21 protein-coding genes, 1 tRNA gene and 1 pseudogene are annotated in these 18,688 nt (G+C 60.5%); 16 read left to right on the top strand and 7 right to left on the bottom strand.

The genetic code is table 11. The features are described from left to right. The first annotated feature begins 11 nt into the window (after positions 1–11). Positions 12–377: a hypothetical protein gene (locus tag VFG26_RS15185; protein ID WP_325026803.1), complete on the top strand. Its 366-nt coding sequence runs from the start codon at positions 12–14 to the stop codon at positions 375–377. 48 nt (positions 378–425) lie between these two features. Here the strand turns inward: VFG26_RS15185 and VFG26_RS15190 are convergent, their stop codons facing one another. From VFG26_RS15190 to VFG26_RS15210, 5 genes and pseudogenes are all read right to left on the bottom strand, one after another. After that, positions 426–794 carry a response regulator gene (locus VFG26_RS15190; protein ID WP_325026804.1) on the bottom strand — a complete coding sequence of 123 codons (369 nt, stop codon included), beginning with the start codon at positions 792–794 and terminating at the stop codon, positions 426–428. A gap of 79 nt (positions 795–873) precedes the next feature. Beyond that, positions 874–1,521, bottom strand: a pseudogene (locus VFG26_RS15195) (UdgX family uracil-DNA binding protein); the annotation flags it as partial. Positions 1,522–1,719: 198 nt separating this feature from the next. Next, positions 1,720–3,066: an ammonium transporter gene (locus VFG26_RS15200; RefSeq protein WP_325026807.1), complete on the bottom strand. Its 1,347-nt coding sequence runs from the start codon at positions 3,064–3,066 to the stop codon at positions 1,720–1,722. Between the two features lie 239 nt (positions 3,067–3,305). Beyond that, positions 3,306–3,824, bottom strand: a complete 519-nt coding sequence (gene idi / locus VFG26_RS15205) for an isopentenyl-diphosphate Delta-isomerase (RefSeq protein WP_325026809.1) — start codon at positions 3,822–3,824, stop codon at positions 3,306–3,308. A gap of 114 nt (positions 3,825–3,938) precedes the next feature. Next, the gene (locus VFG26_RS15210) at positions 3,939–4,454 is read right to left on the bottom strand and encodes a hypothetical protein (protein WP_325026810.1); all 516 of its coding nucleotides are present in this window, start codon (positions 4,452–4,454) and stop codon (positions 3,939–3,941) included. A gap of 335 nt (positions 4,455–4,789) precedes the next feature. On the opposite strand from VFG26_RS15210, the gene VFG26_RS15215 reads away from it, so the two are divergent. The 8 genes from VFG26_RS15215 to VFG26_RS15250 all read left to right on the top strand — a co-directional run bounded on the left by VFG26_RS15215 (position 4,790) and on the right by VFG26_RS15250 (position 11,797). Further along, positions 4,790–5,302 (top strand): hypothetical protein, encoded by a 513-nt coding sequence (locus tag VFG26_RS15215; RefSeq protein ID WP_325026812.1) that lies wholly within the window; start codon positions 4,790–4,792, stop codon positions 5,300–5,302. Between the two features lie 130 nt (positions 5,303–5,432). Then, complete coding sequence (locus VFG26_RS15220; protein ID WP_325026813.1) at positions 5,433–5,804, top strand: DUF2946 family protein; 372 nt, start codon at positions 5,433–5,435, stop codon at positions 5,802–5,804. A gap of 79 nt (positions 5,805–5,883) precedes the next feature. Beyond that, positions 5,884–8,376 carry a TonB-dependent receptor gene (locus VFG26_RS15225; RefSeq protein WP_325026815.1) on the top strand — a complete coding sequence of 831 codons (2,493 nt, stop codon included), beginning with the start codon at positions 5,884–5,886 and terminating at the stop codon, positions 8,374–8,376. 3 nt (positions 8,377–8,379) lie between these two features. Next, entirely contained in the window at positions 8,380–9,600 is a 1,221-nt protein-coding gene (locus tag VFG26_RS15230; RefSeq protein WP_325026816.1) for a sialidase family protein, read from the top strand. Further along, positions 9,597–10,097: a hypothetical protein gene (locus VFG26_RS15235; protein ID WP_325026818.1), complete on the top strand. Its 501-nt coding sequence runs from the start codon at positions 9,597–9,599 to the stop codon at positions 10,095–10,097. The genes VFG26_RS15230 and VFG26_RS15235 overlap by 4 nt, the downstream gene beginning before the upstream one ends. Before the next feature lie 243 nt (positions 10,098–10,340). After that, on the top strand, positions 10,341–10,595 hold the full coding sequence (locus VFG26_RS15240; RefSeq protein WP_325026820.1) for a GlsB/YeaQ/YmgE family stress response membrane protein: 255 nt from the start codon (positions 10,341–10,343) through the stop codon (positions 10,593–10,595). Between the two features lie 197 nt (positions 10,596–10,792). Further along, the gene (locus VFG26_RS15245) at positions 10,793–11,584 is read left to right on the top strand and encodes a glycosyltransferase family 2 protein (RefSeq protein WP_325026822.1); all 792 of its coding nucleotides are present in this window, start codon (positions 10,793–10,795) and stop codon (positions 11,582–11,584) included. Between the two features lie 136 nt (positions 11,585–11,720). Beyond that, positions 11,721–11,797: transfer RNA gene (locus tag VFG26_RS15250), tRNA-Arg, on the top strand. A gap of 344 nt (positions 11,798–12,141) precedes the next feature. Here VFG26_RS15250 and VFG26_RS15255 read toward each other — a convergent pair. Continuing rightward, a complete protein-coding gene (locus VFG26_RS15255) occupies positions 12,142–12,606 on the bottom strand; it encodes a hypothetical protein (RefSeq protein WP_325026823.1) in 465 nt (154 codons plus the stop codon). 291 nt (positions 12,607–12,897) lie between these two features. Here VFG26_RS15255 and VFG26_RS15260 point away from each other — a divergent pair, with 291 nt between their 5' ends. The 3 genes from VFG26_RS15260 to VFG26_RS15270 are packed head-to-tail and all read left to right on the top strand — an operon-like array spanning position 12,898 to position 14,186. Beyond that, a complete protein-coding gene (locus tag VFG26_RS15260; protein WP_325026825.1) occupies positions 12,898–13,377 on the top strand; it encodes a hypothetical protein in 480 nt (159 codons plus the stop codon). After that, on the top strand, positions 13,353–13,694 hold the full coding sequence (locus VFG26_RS15265) for a hypothetical protein (protein WP_325026827.1): 342 nt from the start codon (positions 13,353–13,355) through the stop codon (positions 13,692–13,694). The genes VFG26_RS15260 and VFG26_RS15265 overlap by 25 nt, the downstream gene beginning before the upstream one ends. Before the next feature lie 3 nt (positions 13,695–13,697). Next, positions 13,698–14,186, top strand: coding sequence for a hypothetical protein (locus tag VFG26_RS15270; protein ID WP_325026829.1), 489 nt, complete (start codon positions 13,698–13,700; stop codon positions 14,184–14,186). 187 nt (positions 14,187–14,373) lie between these two features. Here the strand turns inward: VFG26_RS15270 and VFG26_RS15275 are convergent, their stop codons facing one another. After that, positions 14,374–15,189: a cysteine hydrolase gene (locus VFG26_RS15275; protein WP_325026830.1), complete on the bottom strand. Its 816-nt coding sequence runs from the start codon at positions 15,187–15,189 to the stop codon at positions 14,374–14,376. A gap of 481 nt (positions 15,190–15,670) precedes the next feature. Here VFG26_RS15275 and VFG26_RS15280 point away from each other — a divergent pair, with 481 nt between their 5' ends. The 4 genes from VFG26_RS15280 to VFG26_RS15295 all read left to right on the top strand — a co-directional run bounded on the left by VFG26_RS15280 (position 15,671) and on the right by VFG26_RS15295 (position 18,688). Further along, positions 15,671–16,342 carry a hypothetical protein gene (locus VFG26_RS15280; RefSeq protein ID WP_325026832.1) on the top strand — a complete coding sequence of 224 codons (672 nt, stop codon included), beginning with the start codon at positions 15,671–15,673 and terminating at the stop codon, positions 16,340–16,342. Then, positions 16,303–16,836 (top strand): hypothetical protein, encoded by a 534-nt coding sequence (locus VFG26_RS15285; RefSeq protein WP_325026834.1) that lies wholly within the window; start codon positions 16,303–16,305, stop codon positions 16,834–16,836. The genes VFG26_RS15280 and VFG26_RS15285 overlap by 40 nt, the downstream gene beginning before the upstream one ends. Positions 16,837–17,081: 245 nt before the next feature. Then, positions 17,082–17,900, top strand: a complete 819-nt coding sequence (locus VFG26_RS15290) for an ABC transporter ATP-binding protein (protein WP_325026836.1) — start codon at positions 17,082–17,084, stop codon at positions 17,898–17,900. Next, the gene (locus VFG26_RS15295; RefSeq protein ID WP_325026838.1) at positions 17,897–18,688 is read left to right on the top strand and encodes an ABC transporter permease; all 792 of its coding nucleotides are present in this window, start codon (positions 17,897–17,899) and stop codon (positions 18,686–18,688) included. The genes VFG26_RS15290 and VFG26_RS15295 overlap by 4 nt, the downstream gene beginning before the upstream one ends.

Here is an 18,688-nt window from a genome sequence, read left to right on the forward strand (position 1 = left end):
GGGAAGACGACATGTCCAAGACGTTTTGTGCGGAGATGCTGACGCGCTCCGAGTTCGACCGCGCAAATAAGCGGTTGGAGATTTCGCTCTGCAACGCAATGGGAGAGCGCCAGACAATCTCCATCAGCGCCGCCGTCGCAGCAACGCTCTCATCGATCTTGGACGATCATTTCCGCTCTCAAAATGCTTTCGGCGACCTGACAAAAATCCCCGAGAATTATGCGGTGGGTCATGGCCGCCATGAGCCCGTCGTCATGCTGCGGTTCGAGGATGATCCGGCCTATGGTCTCACCGCCGATCAGGCGCTCGACTTAGGCGAGGCGTTGATCGACGAAGCAGAAGCGCTGGCCAAGGTAAAATATCCCGCACGCCAGTGATGGAAATACGCGCTCCATAAGCGAGGCCGGCGATTGCCGAGCTGCCACTCAGGCGAGCTGCTCCTTGATGTCGTGACACAAGAGCGTCATTGCGGCTTGCGTCACCGGTTTCGCGAGGAAGCGGGCGCCGGCAGGTAACGCCGCAATTGTCGGCAATTGCTTGCCGGAGCTGATGATGATGACCATGTGCGGCCAGTGCTGACGGACATAGTGGGCGAGCGTCAGTCCGTCCATGTCGCCTGGCATGTTGATATCCGTAAAGACGACCTTGATGCCTTCGACGGTGCGGAGAATGTGCAGAGCGTCATAGGCCGTGCCCGTCTGCACCGGATCATATCCAGCGTCTTCGAAGTCGGCAGCAATGCCCATCCGAATGAGCATTTCGTCTTCCACGATAAGAACCTTCGCGATCGTCAAGGCACCTTCTCATATCTCATCGAGCCCTGCGGGACGGCTCATTGAACTCGGGGCTACGGCGGCGCCCGCCGCCAAGAAATCAGTGGGCCAACTTCCGTGCGGTCTTCAGATCCTTGATGAAATCGTTGAATGCATGTTCGCGTTCATCGTGATCACGCATGCGGAGTATCGCCGAGGGATGCACAGTGACGTAGCCCGGAATATCGCCGAACTGGTATTTCCCACGTGATTTTCCAATGGCAACTGGAGCGCCCGCCAGCGCAGCCGCCGCCGTGCCGCCTAAGGCCACGACGAGACGCGGGTGAACGAAGTCGAGTTCCCTGAGAAGCCACCATCGATAATGCTTTATCTCGCCCATCGTCGGCTTCTGATGGATGCGCCGCTTACCGCGTTCTTCGTACTTGAAGTGCTTGACGGCGTTTGTGACGTAGGTGTCTTCGCGGGGAATTCCGGCCTCAGTCAGCGCCTTGTCTAAAAGGCGGCCCGCTGGACCGACGAATGGCCGACCTTGTAGATCTTCCTGGTCGCCCGGCTGCTCGCCAACGAACGCCAACTCGGCCCCAATGGGACCCTCGCCAAGCACCGCTCTTTTGCCGCCGCGAACCATGGGCTTGGAGTGAGCGATAATCGCGTTGAGCGCTTCGAGGCTCGCCGGCTCTTCGGCGTGGAAGAGCTCGTCTGGTGGCAAGCTTCGGGCGGAAGCCCGTGTGGAGGTTTTTGGCATTTGGAAGCGGTGCGCGTCGGTAGAAGTTCGGTCAAGGACCGACGCGCAGTCGCAACTTTTGGTTCCGCCGGAGGCCGGCGGCTATCAGCAATAATTATGAAAGGTCGTAATGAATGTCTCAGAGATGGGCGCCGGAACTTGGGGTTCCGGCGCCCGCGTCTGAGGTAAGTCAGGGAGCACTGCCAACCTCAGCCGTGCCCATTAATCGTGGAAGGTCTCGCCGTGGAGGACGAGGTCGAGGCCCTCGGCTTCTTCAGCTTCGCTGACCCGCAGACCGATCGTGAACTTGATCAGCATCAGGGCAATGAGGCTGACGACGGCCGACCAGACGATCGTGACGCCGATGCTCTCGATCTGAATCCAGACCTGACCGATGTTACCTTCGATCCAGCCGGACTTGCCTTCACCGCCGACGGACGAGACAGCGAAGACGCCCGTGAGGACGGCACCCAGGATGCCGCCGATGCCGTGAACGCCGAACACGTCCAGCGCGTCGTCATAGCCAAGCGCACGCTTCAGACCGGTGACGCCCCAGTAGCAGACGACGCCTGCAGCAAGACCGATGATCAGTGCGCCGTCGACTGCGACGAAGCCGCAAGCCGGCGTGATCGCAACGAGGCCAGCGATGGCGCCGGAGGCGGCACCGAGAAGGCTCGGCTTGCCCTTGACGATCCACTCGACGAGCGTCCACGAGACGATCGCAGCAGCGGTTGCTAGCTGCGTGTTGAGCATCAGGATGCCCGTGCTTGCGCCGGCGCCGAGAGCCGAACCGACGTTGAAGCCGAACCAGCCGCACCACAGCAGCGAGGCGCCGATCATGGTGAGTGCGAGATTGTAGGGAGCCATCTGCTCGGTGCCGTAGCCCGTACGCTTGCCCAGAACGATGGCAGCGACGAGGCCTGCGATTGCCGAGTTGATGTGAACGACCGTGCCGCCGGCGAAGTCGAGAACGCCTTCTCCGCCGAGATAGCCACCCGGACCCCATACCATGTGGGCGATCGGTGCGTAGGCGAAGAGGGCCCACAGCGCGACGAAGACCATCGATGCCGAGAACTTCATGCGGTCAGCCGGTCCGCCAAGGGCAATGATCGGCGTGATGATGAAGAACGTCATCTGGAACATGACGAAAAGGAACTCGGGAATTCCCGAAGCGGCAGGCGCTGGCGTTTCCGGCGTGATGCCGGCGAGCATCATCTTGGAGAGGCCGCCGAAGAACGGGCTGCCCTCGGTGAAGGCGATCGAGTAGCCGGCGACGACCCAGAGGATCGACAGCAGGCCGGCGCCGAACATGCACTGCATGAGAACGGCGAGAGCGTTCTTCTTGCGCACCATGCCGGCGTAGAAAAGTCCGAGGCCCGGAACGAGCATCATGAGAACGAGCACGGATGAGGTCAGCATCCATGCGATGTCGCCATTGTTGAATGCCGGTGCCGCAGGCTCAGCGGCGGCAGGAGCGGCATCCTGGGCAAATGCGATTGCTGATGTCGCAAGTAGCGTCACGGCGCTGAGAGCCGCGGCTCCAAGCGAGGGTCGAAGTCTTGAATTCATTCCTGGTCCCCCAATGTTGGTCCCGATGGTTCCATGCCGTCCGACCACAGCTTGTGCGGGTTTATGCTGTTTTCTCATCAGGCAGGAGTAATGATCGCAAGGAGTGTGCCAAGCCGCAGAACATGAATTTCCCTGCAACAATTGCCGGGTTCAGATGCGGAAGTCAGATGATTCTCTAGGCAGGTTGATGAAACGTCGGGCAGTTCGGGTGAACAGCTTATGCGCTGCTCCGGCGAATCTCATTCAGGCGGCGTAAGCGGCCAGCCGGCTTCGACGTACTTCTTGAACCAGGCGCTGAAGCAGTCGGGATCGGTGGCGATGAGGCCCTGAATGACGTCCAGGCTTTCCCAGCTGTAGCCGTCGCACTCGAGCGGATCGGGAGCGATCACGCCGTCGTAGCGGCCGCGGAAGACATGCACGAACTCGTGCTCGGTCAAGCCGGCGTCGAGTTCGGCCCGATAGGTGAAGGTGCCGATCTCTTCCAACGGGCAGACGACCCGCATCTCTTCATTGAGCCGTCGTGCGGCGGCAGCGAGCGAAGCCTCTCCCGGCCGGGGGTGCCCGCAGCATGAATTCGTCCAAAGCCCGCCGGAGTGATATTTATCGACCTGCCGGCGCTGCAACAGCAGCCGGCCCTTGCTGTCCCACACCATCACCGAAAAGGCGCGGTGAAGCACCCCCTGGCGGTGGGCCTCGAGCTTTTCGGCAACGCCTGTCTCTTTGTCCTCATGATCGACGAGGACGACTTCTTCTCGCATAATTTTCGTGCTTCCCCGGAATATCGAGGCCGTAATGTTGGCCTGGGTTCAGCATAGCGCCTCGCCGGCTTCCGGATAAGCCCCCGCTTGCCCTGGGACGGCAGTCAGGTGTGGTCAGCGCTTGTAAAAACCCATCATGCGCGTGAAGCTCTGCGCGATCTCCTCGGGAGGCCGGTCGAAGGCATCGAGTGGGATCCGGATGACGCTTCCCTTCAGCGACCACGGAAGGCGCATGAGGAACCTGTAAAACGGCCGGCGGCGCCAATCGACGAGCAAGGCCCTTTCGAGCGGATCTTCGAGCATTATGAGCAACTCGTGATCGATCGACCCGCGCACGTCGAGCTGCTTCAGTTCGATCGCCTTGATCGACCTCCACGAGATGATGCCGAGGCCCTCGGCAAAGACGCCGTATTGCCCGCAGCCAATCCGCTGCTTGCCCGTCTCGAGCAATGGGTAATTGTAGTACGCAAATCCGAGCGCCAGAAGTGCGAGCGCGATCAGGAAGACATTATCGAGCGCGAGGCCCACGGTGGCGAGGCAGGCACCGGTGAAGGCGACGACATAAACGGGAAACTGCAGTTCCTCTCGCTCATAGGCCACCGTGTAGCCATGCATGTCGTCCTGGCTCACGGCTGGCGCTCTGCACGTTGAGTTCGATGTCGCTGGCTCACTCAAGTTATGTGCCAGTGCAGTGAAAGGCAATTAACCCTTTGACGGCCTTCGAGCAATTTCCCGAATTCGCAAACCTTTCGTTGCTGCGCGTGCGCAAGTTGCTCAAGTCGTAAGCCTGCAGCGGAGCCGTTGCCGGTATTTGAGGCAGCAGCCCTGGGCACCCGGCATCAGACGGTCATACGGCCTAAGCCGAAAGATGCATGATGTTCACCATTTAAAACAATTGACGCTTGCGCGCCCCGAGGTCCATCAATGGCCAGATCAAACGTAGGCTGATGAATGGGGCAGGTAGCATGCCATTGGGAATGGACACTTTCACGTTCGTGCACGTTGCGCTGAGCCTTATCGCCATTGCGGCCGGGACCATCGTCTTCCTTGGCTTCATCGCCAACGCCGCATTGCCGGGTACGACCGCGCTCTTTCTGGCGACGACGGTGCTGACGAGCGTCACCGGCTTCGGGTTTGCGTTTTCCAAGCTCATGCCGTCCCACATCGTCGGCCTGACATCGCTCGTCGCGTTGGCAATCGCGATCTACGCGCTCTACGGCGCGCACCTGAAGGGTGCTTGGCGCTGGGTCTACGTGGTCACTGCATCGCTCGCGCTCTACTTCAACGTCTTCGTCCTCGTCGTGCAGCTCTTTTTGAAAGTGCCCGCCCTTCACACCCTGGCGCCGACGATGGGCGATCCGGCATTCATCATTGCCCAAACCGTGGTGATGGTTCTGTTCATCGTGCTCGGATGGCTGGGCGTCCGCCGCTTCCACGGCGGTATCGAAGCGCCCTTGACCACGGCGGCCCCCGTGTGATTTTTGCGCCGCGGGTATGAGGTTCCACGGGCTTTCGTCTGGAGATCCATTGCCTTATACGGGCGGGCAACGCATAAATGCGCTGCGAGGCTAACGCTCGCAGTACGCGCCCGGCAACGGACAGCCTTTGATGCACCGCTACGCCAATTTTCTGATCCTCATTGCGTTCGCGGTGCGCAGCCTTTTGCCTATGGGCCTGATGCTCGCGGCCGTGCCCGATCACGCTGGCGCCGTCGAGATCGTCATTTGTACCAATCACGGCCCGCAAAGCCTCACCGTCGATGACGAAGGCCGGCCACTACCCGCCAAAGCGCCCGCGGCCGACAAGAGCACCTGCCCCTACGCTCCCGTCGGCGCTGTTGCCGCCAACGATGAAACACCGGTTCTCGCGCAGACTGTCCGCTACGCGGCGCTGACATACGCGATTACGGCCGAGATCTTCCGCGCCACGCCCAAGCCCGGAGCCCAATCCGCGCGCGGTCCCCCATCCTTGCTGACCTGAGCCCTCGGCATTGCGCCCGGCGCCCCCAAGGCGAGCCTTGCGCAATGCTTCCCAATTCAGAGCAGCAGGAAATTTGCCAATGCAACTATTCGCGGGCCGCATCTTTGCGGCGCCTCGACCTCGACCAAGGCGAGTTACAGTCCTGGCGTCAGCCGCAGCGATCATCGTTGCGGGAAGTCCGCATATCCGCGCGGACGACGCCGCCGCACCGGGCGAGATCAAGCTGCCCGACGTCACCGTGCAGCAGACGGCCCCTGTGCCAGCGCCAGCAGTTCCGAAGAAGGTCGAGACGATTGCAGCTGCCAAACCCGCAGCCGCAAAGGCGACACCAAAGCCAGTCAAAGTCGCACAGCCAGCGTCCGCTCCAACGGTTGCATCCGCCGTCGTCGCGCAGCCGCAGCCACCCGCGGGCCCGCCTCCGGCTCTGATGCCGGCGGCTGGAAATCCCGGCACGCCGTCCGGCGCAGTGGCCAGTGTGCCCGGCGCGTCAGGAGCTGGGGCGCAGGCGGCCGCCGCCGTGGACATGACGCGCTTCGAGGACGCTCCAGTCTTTTCCGTGAGCGACATCCTCCGCGAAGTGCCGGGCGTCTCCCTGAAGCAAGGCAATGGCCCGCGCGACATGGGCATCTCGATACGCGGTTCGAACGCGCGCAACGGCTTCGGCATCCGCAACATCGTCGTCCTCGATGACGGCTTTCCCGTGACCCAGCCCGACGGTCTTTCGCGCAGCGATCTGATCGACCCGCACGCTTATGCGGGTGTCGATGTCTGGCGCGGACCATCCTCAGCGCTCTTCGGCAACTACGCGACAGGCGGCGCCATCAACTTCCGAACGTTCCCTGGAGGGGCGATCGACGGGGTCGAGTACGGCATCGACGTTGGCAGTTTCAACTATCTCAACAACTACGCGATCGGTGGCAAGCGCGGAGAGAACTGGGAAGCATCGATCTTCACAAGTGACGTGCGCGGCGATGGCCACTTCGGCTACAGCGCGTTCGACACGCAGACCGTGAACGCGCTCATGACTTGGAAGCCGTCCGCGTCGGACACATTCACCTTCAAGTTCATCAACAACACGATCGAGACGGAACTGCCGTTTCGGATGTCGCTCAATCAGTTCAAGCAGAACCCGTTCCAGAAAGGCTGCGCGACGGCCGCCACCGCGGCTGCCGGCTGCGCAACGATCAACTTCTCCGCAACCGGCAATGCGAGTGATGCCGTCAAGCAGACAGCTGAGGAGGCAGGAGCGGGCCGCGATGATCGCCGAACCATCGGCGGCTTCCGTTGGGAGCACGCATTCGACGCCGACACGACAGGCCAAGTGCAATTCGTCATCGATGATCGCAACATCAATCAGCCGACCGGCGCGACGAGCGCGATTGGCGATTATCTCTCCTACAACGTCAGCACGGGCCTGACGAAGCGATCGCACTTCGCCGGTCTGCCATCGCTCTCGCACATCGGCCTGTATTGGAACTACCTGCCGGTCGACGCAAAAACCTACAACGTCGCGCCGGGCGGCAATTCGAGGTTGGGCTTGCTCCAGTCGGAGACGACAGGATCGACGATGAACTTCGGCGTGCGGGCGCGCGAGGAAGTGCGCATTGCCAACGATGTCGCGGTCATTGCTGGTGCCGCCGTCGAACGGACTGCTCTCGAGGGCTTGCAGAGAAGCTACAAATACTCGACGAGCGGCGCTCCGACGTCGGCTGCCATAACCTCGGCTGACCGCGATATGACGAACATCGCGCCCGAGCTGGGCCTGCTCTATACGCCATCGCGCGAATGGCAATGGCGTGCGCGCGTGGCGAGCGGTTATGGCACGCCTCAGTTCTCTAATCTGTTCGTGAATTCGCAAGGCGAGCCCGGCAACAATACCGACCTCAAATCGCAAACGAACGTCGGCTTCGACATCGGCGGAGATTGGACTCCCGCACCCGGCGTGACCTTGAGCGTGACGGGCTTCTACGAGTTCTTCAGAAACGAACTCGTCTCGCAGGCGCCGCTCGATCCCGCGAGATCATCGTTCACGTTTAACGCTCCCGCTTCCGAGCACCGCGGTGTCGAAGTCGCGGCTGACGTCACGCTGGCCGAAGGCATGAGGCTGACAGCGTCCTACATCCGCAACGATCAGTACTATACCGATTATGCGGAAGTCATTGCAGGCGCGGGCGCTGCGACGAGCCGCGATGGCAACAAAATTCCGGGCGTGTCCCGGAACGAATTCACCACGCGTCTGAGTTACGACTTCGCACACGGATCGTTGAAGGGCGTTGGCGCGTTTGTCGAGTACGAATGGCACGATGGCTTCTTCATGGAGAACGCCAATCTCCTGAAAGCGCCGGGATACGAGCTGGTGAACCTCAATCTTCACTACCAGAAGGAGTTCAACAGCGGTCCGGTGCGGTCGCTGATGACGTACTTTGAAATCAAGAACGTGTTCGATGAGACGTACATCTCATCGGCAAACAACATCGTCGACCGCCTCAGCGGCAACCTGGCGGACGCCACGGGTTCGATTTATGCCGGCGCCCCGCGTACGTACTTCGGCGGCATGAAGGTGAGGTTCTGAGTGATGCGTAAACACCGTCAAGCAGCCGTTGCATTCGTCGCCGCGTTCATAAGCGCAACGCCTAGCGCGTTCGCGCACGGCGACACGAAACATGCACCGGCTGCCGCCGCCTGCAACACGACCGCGCTCGCCTGCGCCAGCATCGCCACCGGAACCTTCGATCCAGACGGCAAGCTATGGGTCACGTGGAATGCAGGCGGGCGCATCTCGGTCGCTAGCTCAACCGACCTTGGCAAAACCTTTTCCGACCCAGTCACGCTGCCGAAGACGGAACTCCCGCTCGACGAAGGTCCTGACGCCCGCCCGAAAATCGCAGTCGGGCAGGGCGGGCGGGTCATTGTCACCTACGCATCGCGCGACGAGAAGTACAATGGCCACGCATTTATCGCCCGCTCCAGCGATGGCGGAAAAACCTTCAGCGCCCCGCAGCCGATCACGTCCGCCTCGCCGAGCCAGCGCTTCGAGACGGCGGCACTCGATCCCGATGGCCGCGCATTCGTCGCCTGGATCGACAAACGGAACGCGGCGTCGGCCAAGAAATCCGGCAAACCCTATGCGGGTGCCGCGCTCGCCTTCGCCTGGGATGACAAGCCTGGCGGCACGCTTCAGCCTGCAACGATCGCAAAGGATAATACCTGCGAATGCTGCCGCATTGCCCTTGCGTTTGCTGGATCAGGGAGGCCGGCAATTCTCTTTCGCAACATTTTCGACGGCGGCATTCGCGACCATGCCGTGATCACTTTCGAAGATGACAAGACGCCGGGATCCGTCTACCGCCTCAGCGACGACGACGCCAAGATCGACGCATGCCCGCATCATGGTCCAAGCCTCGCGATCGGCCGCGATGGCGTCTATCATGCAACCTGGTTCGCGATCGGCCGCAAGCTCAAAGGGCTCTACTATGCCCACTCCGAGGACGGCGGGAAAACGTTCTCCTCGCCGATGCGGCTCGGCAGTCCCAACACACAAACCTCTCGGCCCTACGTTCTTGCGGCGCACGGCCTCGTCTATCTCGCTTACAAGTCTTTCGACGGCTCGATGACGACGGTCGATCTCATGACGTCGCGGGACCAGGGAAAGACTTGGAGCGCGCCGCGTTCCATCGCCATGACACACGATGCGTCCGACCATCCGCTGCTGATCGCAAGCCCGGCGGGCGCCTATCTCTCGTGGCAGACATTGCAGGAAGGCTATCGCGTCGTGCCCCTGGAGCCGCAATCATGAGACTTGCTTCCCTGACCCTCGCGCTCATCGTGATCGCTTCGCCGGTAGTCACTTCAGCCGCTAGCGCGGAAGCCGCGCGCCCCTTTGAAGTTTCGACCTTGAATGAAATCCGCCAGGCGCACAAAGGACGTCCACTGATCGTCCACTTCTGGGGACTGACCTGCAGCATTTGCATGAGCGAGCTTAAGGATTGGGGCGCCTTCACGCGGGCGCACCCGGAGGCAACAATCGTTTTCATCAATTGGGATCAGCGCGGCGCACGGCCCGAGCAAATCGGACCGACGCTACAGAAGGCGGGGCTCGCCGCAGTGCCGAGCTTTGCGCTGGGAAGTGGCTTTGAGGAAAAGCTGAGGTTCTCCGTCAGCCCGGAATGGATGGGTGAGCTGCCCTATACGCACCTGATCACCGATGACGGCACGGCGAGCGCATTCTCCGGCCCTGCCAACTTCGAAGACATGTCCTCATGGCTCGCGAAAACGGGCCCAGCCTGGAAGTGATTCAGCGCCCAAATATCCTGTGGGCCGGTGGCTCCCGCGAGCCACAGTCCGCAGCATCAATTCACGCGTCGTAAATTTCAATTTACGCGAAAAATCACGCAGTTCCGCAAGTGCCGAACCACATCTGAGCCGAGCGGCGCTGCCGCTGCGTCCGCACGAGGAGCAACTTGCCAGCGGACGTTTTGACGCAGATGATCATAGACGTTTCACGATTCGTGAGCGTGCTGACAGGGAGAAATAAAAATGGATCCCCAAGCATTGATCGTCTGGTTGATCATCGGCGCCATCGCTGGCTGGTTGGCCGGACTTATAATGAGTGGTGGTGGCTTCGGGTTGGTCGGAGATATCATCGTCGGTATCATCGGAGCGTTCATCGCCGGTTGGTTGTTTCCCTTTCTGGGTCTTCGCTTGGGTGGCGGCATCGTCGGCGAGGTCATTGCCGCAGCCATCGGAGCGATAATATTGCTGTTTATCGCGCGCTTGGTTCGTCGCGCTTAGCGTCGTTGTTCATACAGGTCTGGACGGGCTGTCGGAGCAAACCCGATGGCCCGTTTCCATCATCGAACCTGTCACAGCGGCGCTGCCGAAACTGCTACGTTTTGCTCAGGGGAAAACCTGTGGAGGGGCTGTTGCGTCCTGCAGCAAATCTGCGTAGGCCTTGATTCACGTCGTGGTATTTTTTTGAGCGGTGGTGAATGCCTAAGGTACCGGTATCATGCTTCATCGTCTCGAAGAATGAGGGCGACCGTATCGCGCGCACGATCCGTTCTGTTCGCCCATGGGTGGACGAGGTCGTCGTCATCGACTCCGAAAGTTCCGACGATACCGTCAGCATCGCGGTTGCAGAAGGCTGCAGGGTCATTACCCAGCCTTGGCTCGGCTTCGGACCCCAGAAGCGCTTCGGAGAAGACCAGTGCCGGAACGACTGGGTGTTGAATCTCGACGCCGATGAAGTCGTCACGCCTGAACTCGCCAACGAGATCATCGCGATGTTTGCCAAAGGCGAACCTGAGTACGTCGCCTACGGCATGGCGATTGAGATGGTGTATCCCGGCGATGCAGCGCCGCGTCCGCTGGCGCGGGATCATTGGTACATTCGGCTATACAACCGGCGCTTTGCGAGGTTTAGGGCTTCGCCGATTCACGACACCGTTGAGACGGGCAGCCATCCGGCCGGCGGCTTCCAGGCGCCCGTCTTTCATTACTCGATGCGCTCCTTCGCCGACATGAAGCGCAAGCTCGACGAGCGGACCTGGCTTTTGGTCCAGAATTCCAGACTGGACTCTAAGTTTGAGCTGACCTCACGCCTGTTCATCGAGCTGCCGATGAATTTCTTCAAGTATTATGTCGTGAGGCGTCACTGCTTGGGTGGGCTCAGAGGCCTGCGCTACGCGTCGATCCAGGCAAGCTACCGGTTTCTGAAAATCTATCGCATTTGGCGTTCTGCCAAGAGCAGGGCGGCCGGTACGAGAGACCAGATGGCCTGAGCCCGGCGGGCAAGGCCGAACAGAGGCCCAAGTGCGCTAAACGGCGCTGATGGACGACTGATCGCAGGTCCGCCGCTCCTGCGTTGAAGAGAGACCTTTCACAGTAGCCGTAATTACGAGTATAGACTGCGGCAACGATCCCGTAGCTCAGTTGGATAGAGCATCTGCCTTCTAAGCAGAGGGTCGCAGGTTCGAATCCTGCCGGGATCGCCAATTAAATCAACGACTGAAGCGTCTGCTGGGGTGGACCGAGCCTGGCGTGCTGGGTCTCAATGATCGACCGCCCGCTCCTTGAAGCGGAGAGCATTCGGCAGGTCGCAGACAGCCCTCCCAAAAGAACGTCAGGCATCCTGACGATTGCCGCCAGGCATACCCAGAGCCGGTACGAGTTGCCGAAGTTCATCTCGCAGTTCCCGTATGGGTTCCCGGATGTCGGGCTCATGCTGCTTCAGGCCATCCCTTCGAGATTCCGACGCTGCAGCTGAGTGGGCAGACGGACATTTTGATTTGCAACCGATATGGCTTGCCGACATTTCGGATCTCCTCACATTCCCGTTCTATTCCTGGGCCCATGATGTCATCGTGCCGGCCGGACATCCGCTGCTCAAGCCCGAGAAGGCAACGCATCCGGATGTCGCCGAGTACCCGCTCGTGACTGAGACAGGGGCCTCGCGGGCCGCAGGCAAATCGAACCCGCTTTCGAGAAGCTGAAGCTCTCGCCACGCTTCGCCCTGGTGGCTATCGAATCCGACGTGATCAAAACGTACGTTGGGCTGGGCCTCGGCGTCGGGATCATCGCGACGAAGGCTTACGACCCGGACGCGGATGTCGGGCTGCATCGGGTAAAGCTGAAGACCCGCTTCGATCCTGTCCCGCAAATCGCCGTGCGTCGCGGACGATTCATCAAGGACTATGTGTACCGGTTCATCGAGATGTCGCGCGCCGACGGTGACGAAGGATGTCGTCTGTGTCGCAGATTCGGCCGCGAGCGAGCAGGACGAAATGGCAAAACCTCGCGGCACCAAGCCCGACCCGAGCAGAGACGATTGGTTACATATCGGCTTTACGGCGCTTTAAAAGCCGCCCTCATGGGCTCTGCTTTGGCCTCCGGCATCGTGTCATCGCCTGCGCGAATATCTATAGCGCAAACAAATATTTCACTCCCTAGCGAGACTCCCCGAAGGCAGCACGGGTGAACACGGAATTCTGGTCCCTCAGTGGGGCGTAGCCCTGGAGGCTGAGACAAGGGCCGGGAATCCGAGCGTGTAATTCGACATGGCCGAGCAATGCCCGGCTTTCGCATGGGGAATGGAATGAAGTGGTACGGACCGGGAGTAGCACTCTCGGTAACACTCGGAGTTACGGCGGCCGGTATGGCGCCCGTTGCAGGAGCAGATCTCGGCGGCAATTGCTGCTCCGATCTCGAAGAGCGCATCGCAGAGCTTGAAAGCACGACGGCGCGCAAGGGCAACCGTAAGGTCTCCCTGGTGGTCTCAGGCTGGATCGTCGAGCAGATCGTCCATTGGGATGATGGCGTAGAATCCAACACCTACTTCACAGGCCTCGGCACCGCGTTCGCAAGCAATGTGAACTTCACGGGCACGGCTCAGATCAACAAGGACTGGTCCGCAGGTTACGTGCTGCACATAGAGGCGATCGGAAGCGACGTCTACACGACGAACGCGAACACGCCGAGCGGCGGCGCTGCGGAGGCGGGCTCAACTCGCTGCAGGTCCTGCATTCGCATTGGTCCGTCAAGAATGAGCAGTTGGGCCGCGTCGCCCTGGGCGTAACCTCTCCGGCTGATGACAGCGCGGTCGTTGCGATCGATAGCTCAGGAACGTTGGCTGCTGCCTACTGGGTCGCCTACGATGTATCCGGCTTCAGCGTGAGGGGCAATTTCGCAGCCGGCGAATCTCTCACCTGGGGCAACGCAGGCTCGTGCCGTGGCTACGGCGGCGGCCCGGGCGACTGCAACGGCGTGCCGCACAACGTGGTTCGCTACGACACGCCTGTGATCGGAGGCTTCTCCGGCACCGCATCGTGGGGCGAAGACGATAACTGGGCTCTTGCTGCGCGTTACATCAATACCACGGAGATTGGACGCTGAAGGGTGTTGTCACCTATTCGGAAAACGTCGGATTCGGCGCAAGGCGCACCCGTCGGCGGAAACCTCGAATACATGCAGGCGAGCATCTATCTGCAGCACAATCCCTCGGGTTGGTTTGCGCACGGCGCGTATGGTCATCTCGACCAGGACGTCAACCCGCTGAACAATCCGGCGACCGACACGTACTATATCAAGAGCGGTGTTCGCCTCGGCCTGACGCCGCTCGGCAAGACCATCCCATTCGGCGAATTCCTGCGCTCGACCGACAGCGCGCTCGTTGTGAACGACAACGGTACGGCTGCAACAAACGACGACATCGCTCGCGTCGTTGCCGGTTCGGAAGTAACTTTCTGGGGCCTCGGCGTTGTGCAGGAAATAGATGCAGCAGCATTGTCAGTTTGGCTGCGCTATCGCGAGCATGAGGTTGACGTGCCGGGCGTGAACACGAAGGACATGTCGACCATCGTGTTCGGCGGAATGATCGGCTTCTAATTTAAAAGTTCAGCAGATCGAAATAGCGCGGAGCATTGCTCCGCGCATCTTCGGCGGGAACGGCGCGGGCAAGATGACAACCCACAAAGCAATTTCGAATATTCTGTCAGCCGAGCGTGGTAGATCACCGCGGGAAAAATCACGTTCGGCGGGCTGGGACGGGCGCAGACCCGTCCTTCGCGTGTAATTACGAGCGCGTCGGCTCGTTGAGGAGCTTCACGAAGGTGTCCGAAGAGATCACCGGCGCGAAGAAGCTGTTGATGCGTTCGAACGCGGCAGCTTCCTGCTCGGGCTTCTGCGCGGCAGTTGCGTCGCCGATGACGATCGGCAGGTAGCCGTTGTCGCGAGCTGCGCGTGCATTGCCCTCGATGCACCAGTCGAGATGGATGCCGGTGATGACGATTGTCTTGATGCCCTTGCGAGCCAGATCGAGCGGCAGCCGCGTGCCGACGAAGGCGGTCTGCAGCGCCTGCTCGTTGAACTCGAGATCGCCCGGCTGAACGAGGGCGCGCAGCTCAGCGACGAGATCGTTGTCGGCCTTCTTCTTCTCAGGCGACCAATCTTCCTTGCCCTTGATCCACGATGCGTACTGAGCCGCGTCGAATTCGCTCTGCGGATAGGCCTCGCGGAACACTTCATAACCGATCCAGGCGAACGTCTTGAAGTTGCCGGCAGCGCGCGCCGCCTGTGCAACCTTCACGGTTGCAGGAAGGCTGCCGCGTTCCCACTGGCGTTCTGCGGCCTGCGCACCGGTCGGCAGATAGAGGCTGTTGTTCTGGCTGACCGACAGGAATGCTGCAGGGTACTTGAGGATCTTCGCGAGATCCAACGACTGCCACTGCGTCGCCAGTTCAGGAATGGCATGAACGCCGCCGAGCTTCTTCTTGTCGTCGGCACGCGCGGGAGCGGCAACGGATGCGACGGTGGCTGCAGCCGTCACGGCGCCGGCGACACCGCTCACAAACTGCCGTCTTGTTGCGATGTTGTTATCGGTAGTGCTCATTGTTGCCTCTCGGTACTGCCATCACGGCGCGTTTGTGAATGGAGGCTGAGCACTGGCACTGGGATCTGCGCTTCAGACGCGGCGGCATCTCAGCCTTCCAAAGCAGCGGTTAGCATGCGCCCGACGCTCATCTAACGATGAAAAAACGATGTCGATTGCAGGGTATGATTTGTAAGTGAACCACGGTTTTTAAAAAGGACTTATGCCGTCCGACCGCTGTGTAAAACGCCATGCATCCACGAGCGCGACTTAAGCGAGCCTAACTCCATCGCATCCTCAACCTCGATGCCGAGATAGTGAACCGTGCTTTCGATCTTAGAGTATCCGGGGAAACGGTCCTCTAGAGCTTCAACCGAGGTTAGGTTAGCCGCTCCCGGCCAAATACAAACTTCGAAAAAGAAAAGCAGAATGTCTTATTTGCGCTCTTCGGAGTGAGCCTTCACATGCGGACCTTCCAATATAGTTCGCAGAGAAGATCTACATGACGAGCAAGTCCGCCGATCGCGGCAACGAGAATGAGACCTTTCACCTCTGGGTATTTTCAGATGCACATGTGGCCACCGATCGGGCGGTGTCCGCAGCTATCCGCAATGGCATGGGCTTCATCCCACCCGCGGGATATCCGGAGAGCTTAGCCAACGCATTGCGCCAGTCGGAGGACGGCGGCGATCTTGGCGGGCCTGCATTCCGATGGGATATCGCGTTAGATCTCGGCGACAATGCCGGTCTTTGGGATCTTCCCGATGACGAGCAGGGCAAAGAAGTCGTGCGGCAGATCGGGGTGCTCAAGCACCATCGCCGAGAGCAGGTCTACCCTGTGGCGGGCAACCACGACGCCTCACCCGGTGATGCCCCATCCAGCAAAGGCAAGCCCGATAATTGGTGGTTCCGCAAATGGATCGATCCGGTCGGCGAGAGCCAGAAGACGTCCGGTGTCGATGCGAGCCGCCGGCCCTATCCCGTTGAAGGCACGTGGGAGCGCTATTCCTTCAAGGTCGGCAATCTCAATTTCCTGATGATGAGCGATCGCAACGATCTGCCCTATCCGGTTGGACGGCAGGAATTCGGGGGCGGCTCGCCCGCGGGTGCTGTTACGAGCGAGACGTGGGACTGGTGGAAACAGAAGTCGAAGCCGCTAAGGACGAGATCGTAATCAGCTGTCACCATCACATGCTGCGCGAGACGACCGTTGCATCTGGGGACTTCGAAGGCGTTTCACGTTATCCCGACGGCCGTTTCCGGCACGGCCGCTATCACGGTGTCGATGGCGTTCCGGAAGGCGCGTCCTACCTCTATTTCGTCGACGAAGAGCCAAAGGCGCAAAAATTCGAGCGCTATTTGGCAGAGCATCCTGGTTCGGTCGACGTTTGGCTCGGCGGCCACACGCATACTCATCCTGATGATATCGTCAGTGGGCGGAGCCACATCGAGCAGCGGTGGGGGACGAACTTCGTCAATTGCGCACAGCTGTCGAAGTACCATTCCTTCGTAACCTGCCCGCCAATGAGCAGGCATTTCACCTTCACGGCCGGTTCGCGGCTCGTGCGTGTGCGCTGCTATTTGCACGACGACAGTCATGCGCCGCAGGGATGGTATGGTCCGGCCGAGCGCGTGATTGAACTCAGCAAACCGTTCATTCCAGCGTAAGCGATCTGGAAGCTTCCAACATCACGGCCGTTGCGGCGGAAATCGCAGCCGCAACGGCTGCCAAATGCAGAGCGGCTGCTAAGCATCAAAGGAATTCTTCGTTCCGACTTTCGCCGGTGAAACGTAGTGATCCATTCGAACACATAAACTTCACTAACGACCAATTCGGGTGACGCTTGGGCGCGCATCGACATTCACTCCAAGCCGCACCACACGCAGCTCCATCGGGGACACCGCCGTCGCCGATGCTGCACGTGGTCGAGGGCCGTCAGCAGCCTGACCCCACCGAAAGCCAAGACGTCACTCCTCGTCTTCGCGTTGAAGGAGTCACTGTTAGCTTCGACGGGCGGCAGCAGGCGGCAGTCGATGATGTTTCACTCTCCATCGCACCGGGTGAGTTCGTCGCTTTGCTCGGACCCAGCGGCTGCGGGAAATCTACGCTTCTGAATGTCTTCGCCGGCTTCCGGGCGCCCTCCAGCGGCAAAGCTTTTCTCGATGGGCAGCCACTGACTGGCCCTTCAGCCAAGTGCGGCGTCGTCTTTCAAAAACATTCGCTATTCCCCTGGATGACGGTTCTTGAGAACGTGGCCTTCGGCCCGCGACGCCTTGGATTGCAAGATCCGCGCGGCATAGCCCGTGAATTGTTGGACACTGTGGGACTGAGCGATGTCGCGAACGCGTGGCCGTCGAGCCTGTCGGGTGGCATGCAGCAGCGTGTCGGCATTGCCCGCGCGCTGGCAACACGGCCTCCGGTTCTGCTGATGGACGAGCCGTTTGGCGCGCTTGACGCGCAAACACGCGCGCTGATGCAGGAAGAGCTTCTGTCCATCTGGGACAAGTTGCGTCCCACTGTCGTGTTCGTGACGCATGACATAGAGGAGGCGATCTTCCTTGCGGATCGCGTCGTCGTCATGCAGGCGCTTCCCGGCCGCATCGCCCGCGAGTTCCAGATCCCATTCGACCGGCCGCGATCTCCCGAGGTCATGGACGAGCCCGCGTTCATCGAGCACCGCCGCGAGATCGCAGACATCATTCGCGTTGAAGCGCGGAAATCGTTCCTATGACACCGACACGCAAACTCATTGCAAAGATTGGGTCCGTTGGAACAGCGCTCGCGCTTGGCACAGCCGGACTCGCTATCTTTCTCATCATTTGGACCCTGGCCTCTGCGAGGCTCGGCAACGCCGTTCTGCTCCCATCTCCGCTTTCGGTGTTCGAAACCTATGGCGAACTGATTTCAGACGGCTCTCTGGCTGGCGACGTGCGAGCGAGCCTCGTGCGGGTCATCGCCGGCTTTCTGATGGCTGCAAGCGTGGCCGTACCGCTCGCGCTCATCCTCGCCTATTCGCGCATCCTGCGCGGCCTCGTGATGCCGCTCATCGCTCTCATTCGCCCGATACCGCCCATCGCATGGATTCCTCTGGCGATCCTCTGGATGGGACTTGGTGATCCGCCAAGCTATTTCATCACCTCGGTAGCGGCCTTCTTCCCGATCTTCCTCAACGCCTTTGCCGGCGGCACCTCGCTGCAGCAGGAGCACGTCAATGCCGCCCGATCGCTCGGCGCAGGGCCCGGCGCGCTGCTCGTCAAGGTCATGCTGCCATCGGCGCTGCCGATGATTGTCACGGGGTCGAGGATCGGTCTCGGCCAAGCCTGGATGGCTGTGGTGACGGCGGAGCTGATCGCGGCGCAATCCGGCCTCGGCTACATGATCCAGGTTAGCCGCCTCTCACTCGAAACCTCACGCGTCCTCGTCGGCATGACTGTGATCGGCCTGCTTGGTGCACTGATGATCGGCACCCTCAGCATCATCGAGCGACGCGTGATCGTTCCGTGGAATTACCCTCGCTAG

This window comes from Hyphomicrobium sp. (assembly GCF_035687085.1).
Taxonomy (GTDB): Bacteria; Pseudomonadota; Alphaproteobacteria; order Rhizobiales; family Hyphomicrobiaceae; genus Hyphomicrobium_B.

Coding starts and splice junctions, on each gene's coding strand:
- VFG26_RS15220 (WP_325026813.1), top strand. CDS start 5,433: ATGCACCGCTACGCCAATTTTCTGATCCTCATTGCGTTCGCGGTGCGC.
- VFG26_RS15280 (WP_325026832.1), top strand. CDS start 15,671: ATGACGAGCAAGTCCGCCGATCGCGGCAACGAGAATGAGACCTTTCAC.
- VFG26_RS15240 (WP_325026820.1), top strand. CDS start 10,341: ATGGATCCCCAAGCATTGATCGTCTGGTTGATCATCGGCGCCATCGCT.
- VFG26_RS15225 (WP_325026815.1), top strand. CDS start 5,884: ATGCAACTATTCGCGGGCCGCATCTTTGCGGCGCCTCGACCTCGACCA.
- VFG26_RS15295 (WP_325026838.1), top strand. CDS start 17,897: ATGACACCGACACGCAAACTCATTGCAAAGATTGGGTCCGTTGGAACA.
- VFG26_RS15235 (WP_325026818.1), top strand. CDS start 9,597: ATGAGACTTGCTTCCCTGACCCTCGCGCTCATCGTGATCGCTTCGCCG.
- VFG26_RS15215 (WP_325026812.1), top strand. CDS start 4,790: ATGCCATTGGGAATGGACACTTTCACGTTCGTGCACGTTGCGCTGAGC.
- VFG26_RS15260 (WP_325026825.1), top strand. CDS start 12,898: ATGAAGTGGTACGGACCGGGAGTAGCACTCTCGGTAACACTCGGAGTT.
- VFG26_RS15185 (WP_325026803.1), top strand. CDS start 12: ATGTCCAAGACGTTTTGTGCGGAGATGCTGACGCGCTCCGAGTTCGAC.
- VFG26_RS15245 (WP_325026822.1), top strand. CDS start 10,793: ATGCCTAAGGTACCGGTATCATGCTTCATCGTCTCGAAGAATGAGGGC.
- VFG26_RS15275 (WP_325026830.1), bottom strand. CDS start 15,189: ATGAGCACTACCGATAACAACATCGCAACAAGACGGCAGTTTGTGAGC.
- VFG26_RS15200 (WP_325026807.1), bottom strand. CDS start 3,066: ATGAATTCAAGACTTCGACCCTCGCTTGGAGCCGCGGCTCTCAGCGCC.
- VFG26_RS15230 (WP_325026816.1), top strand. CDS start 8,380: ATGCGTAAACACCGTCAAGCAGCCGTTGCATTCGTCGCCGCGTTCATA.
- idi (WP_325026809.1), bottom strand. CDS start 3,824: ATGCGAGAAGAAGTCGTCCTCGTCGATCATGAGGACAAAGAGACAGGC.
- VFG26_RS15290 (WP_325026836.1), top strand. CDS start 17,082: ATGCTGCACGTGGTCGAGGGCCGTCAGCAGCCTGACCCCACCGAAAGC.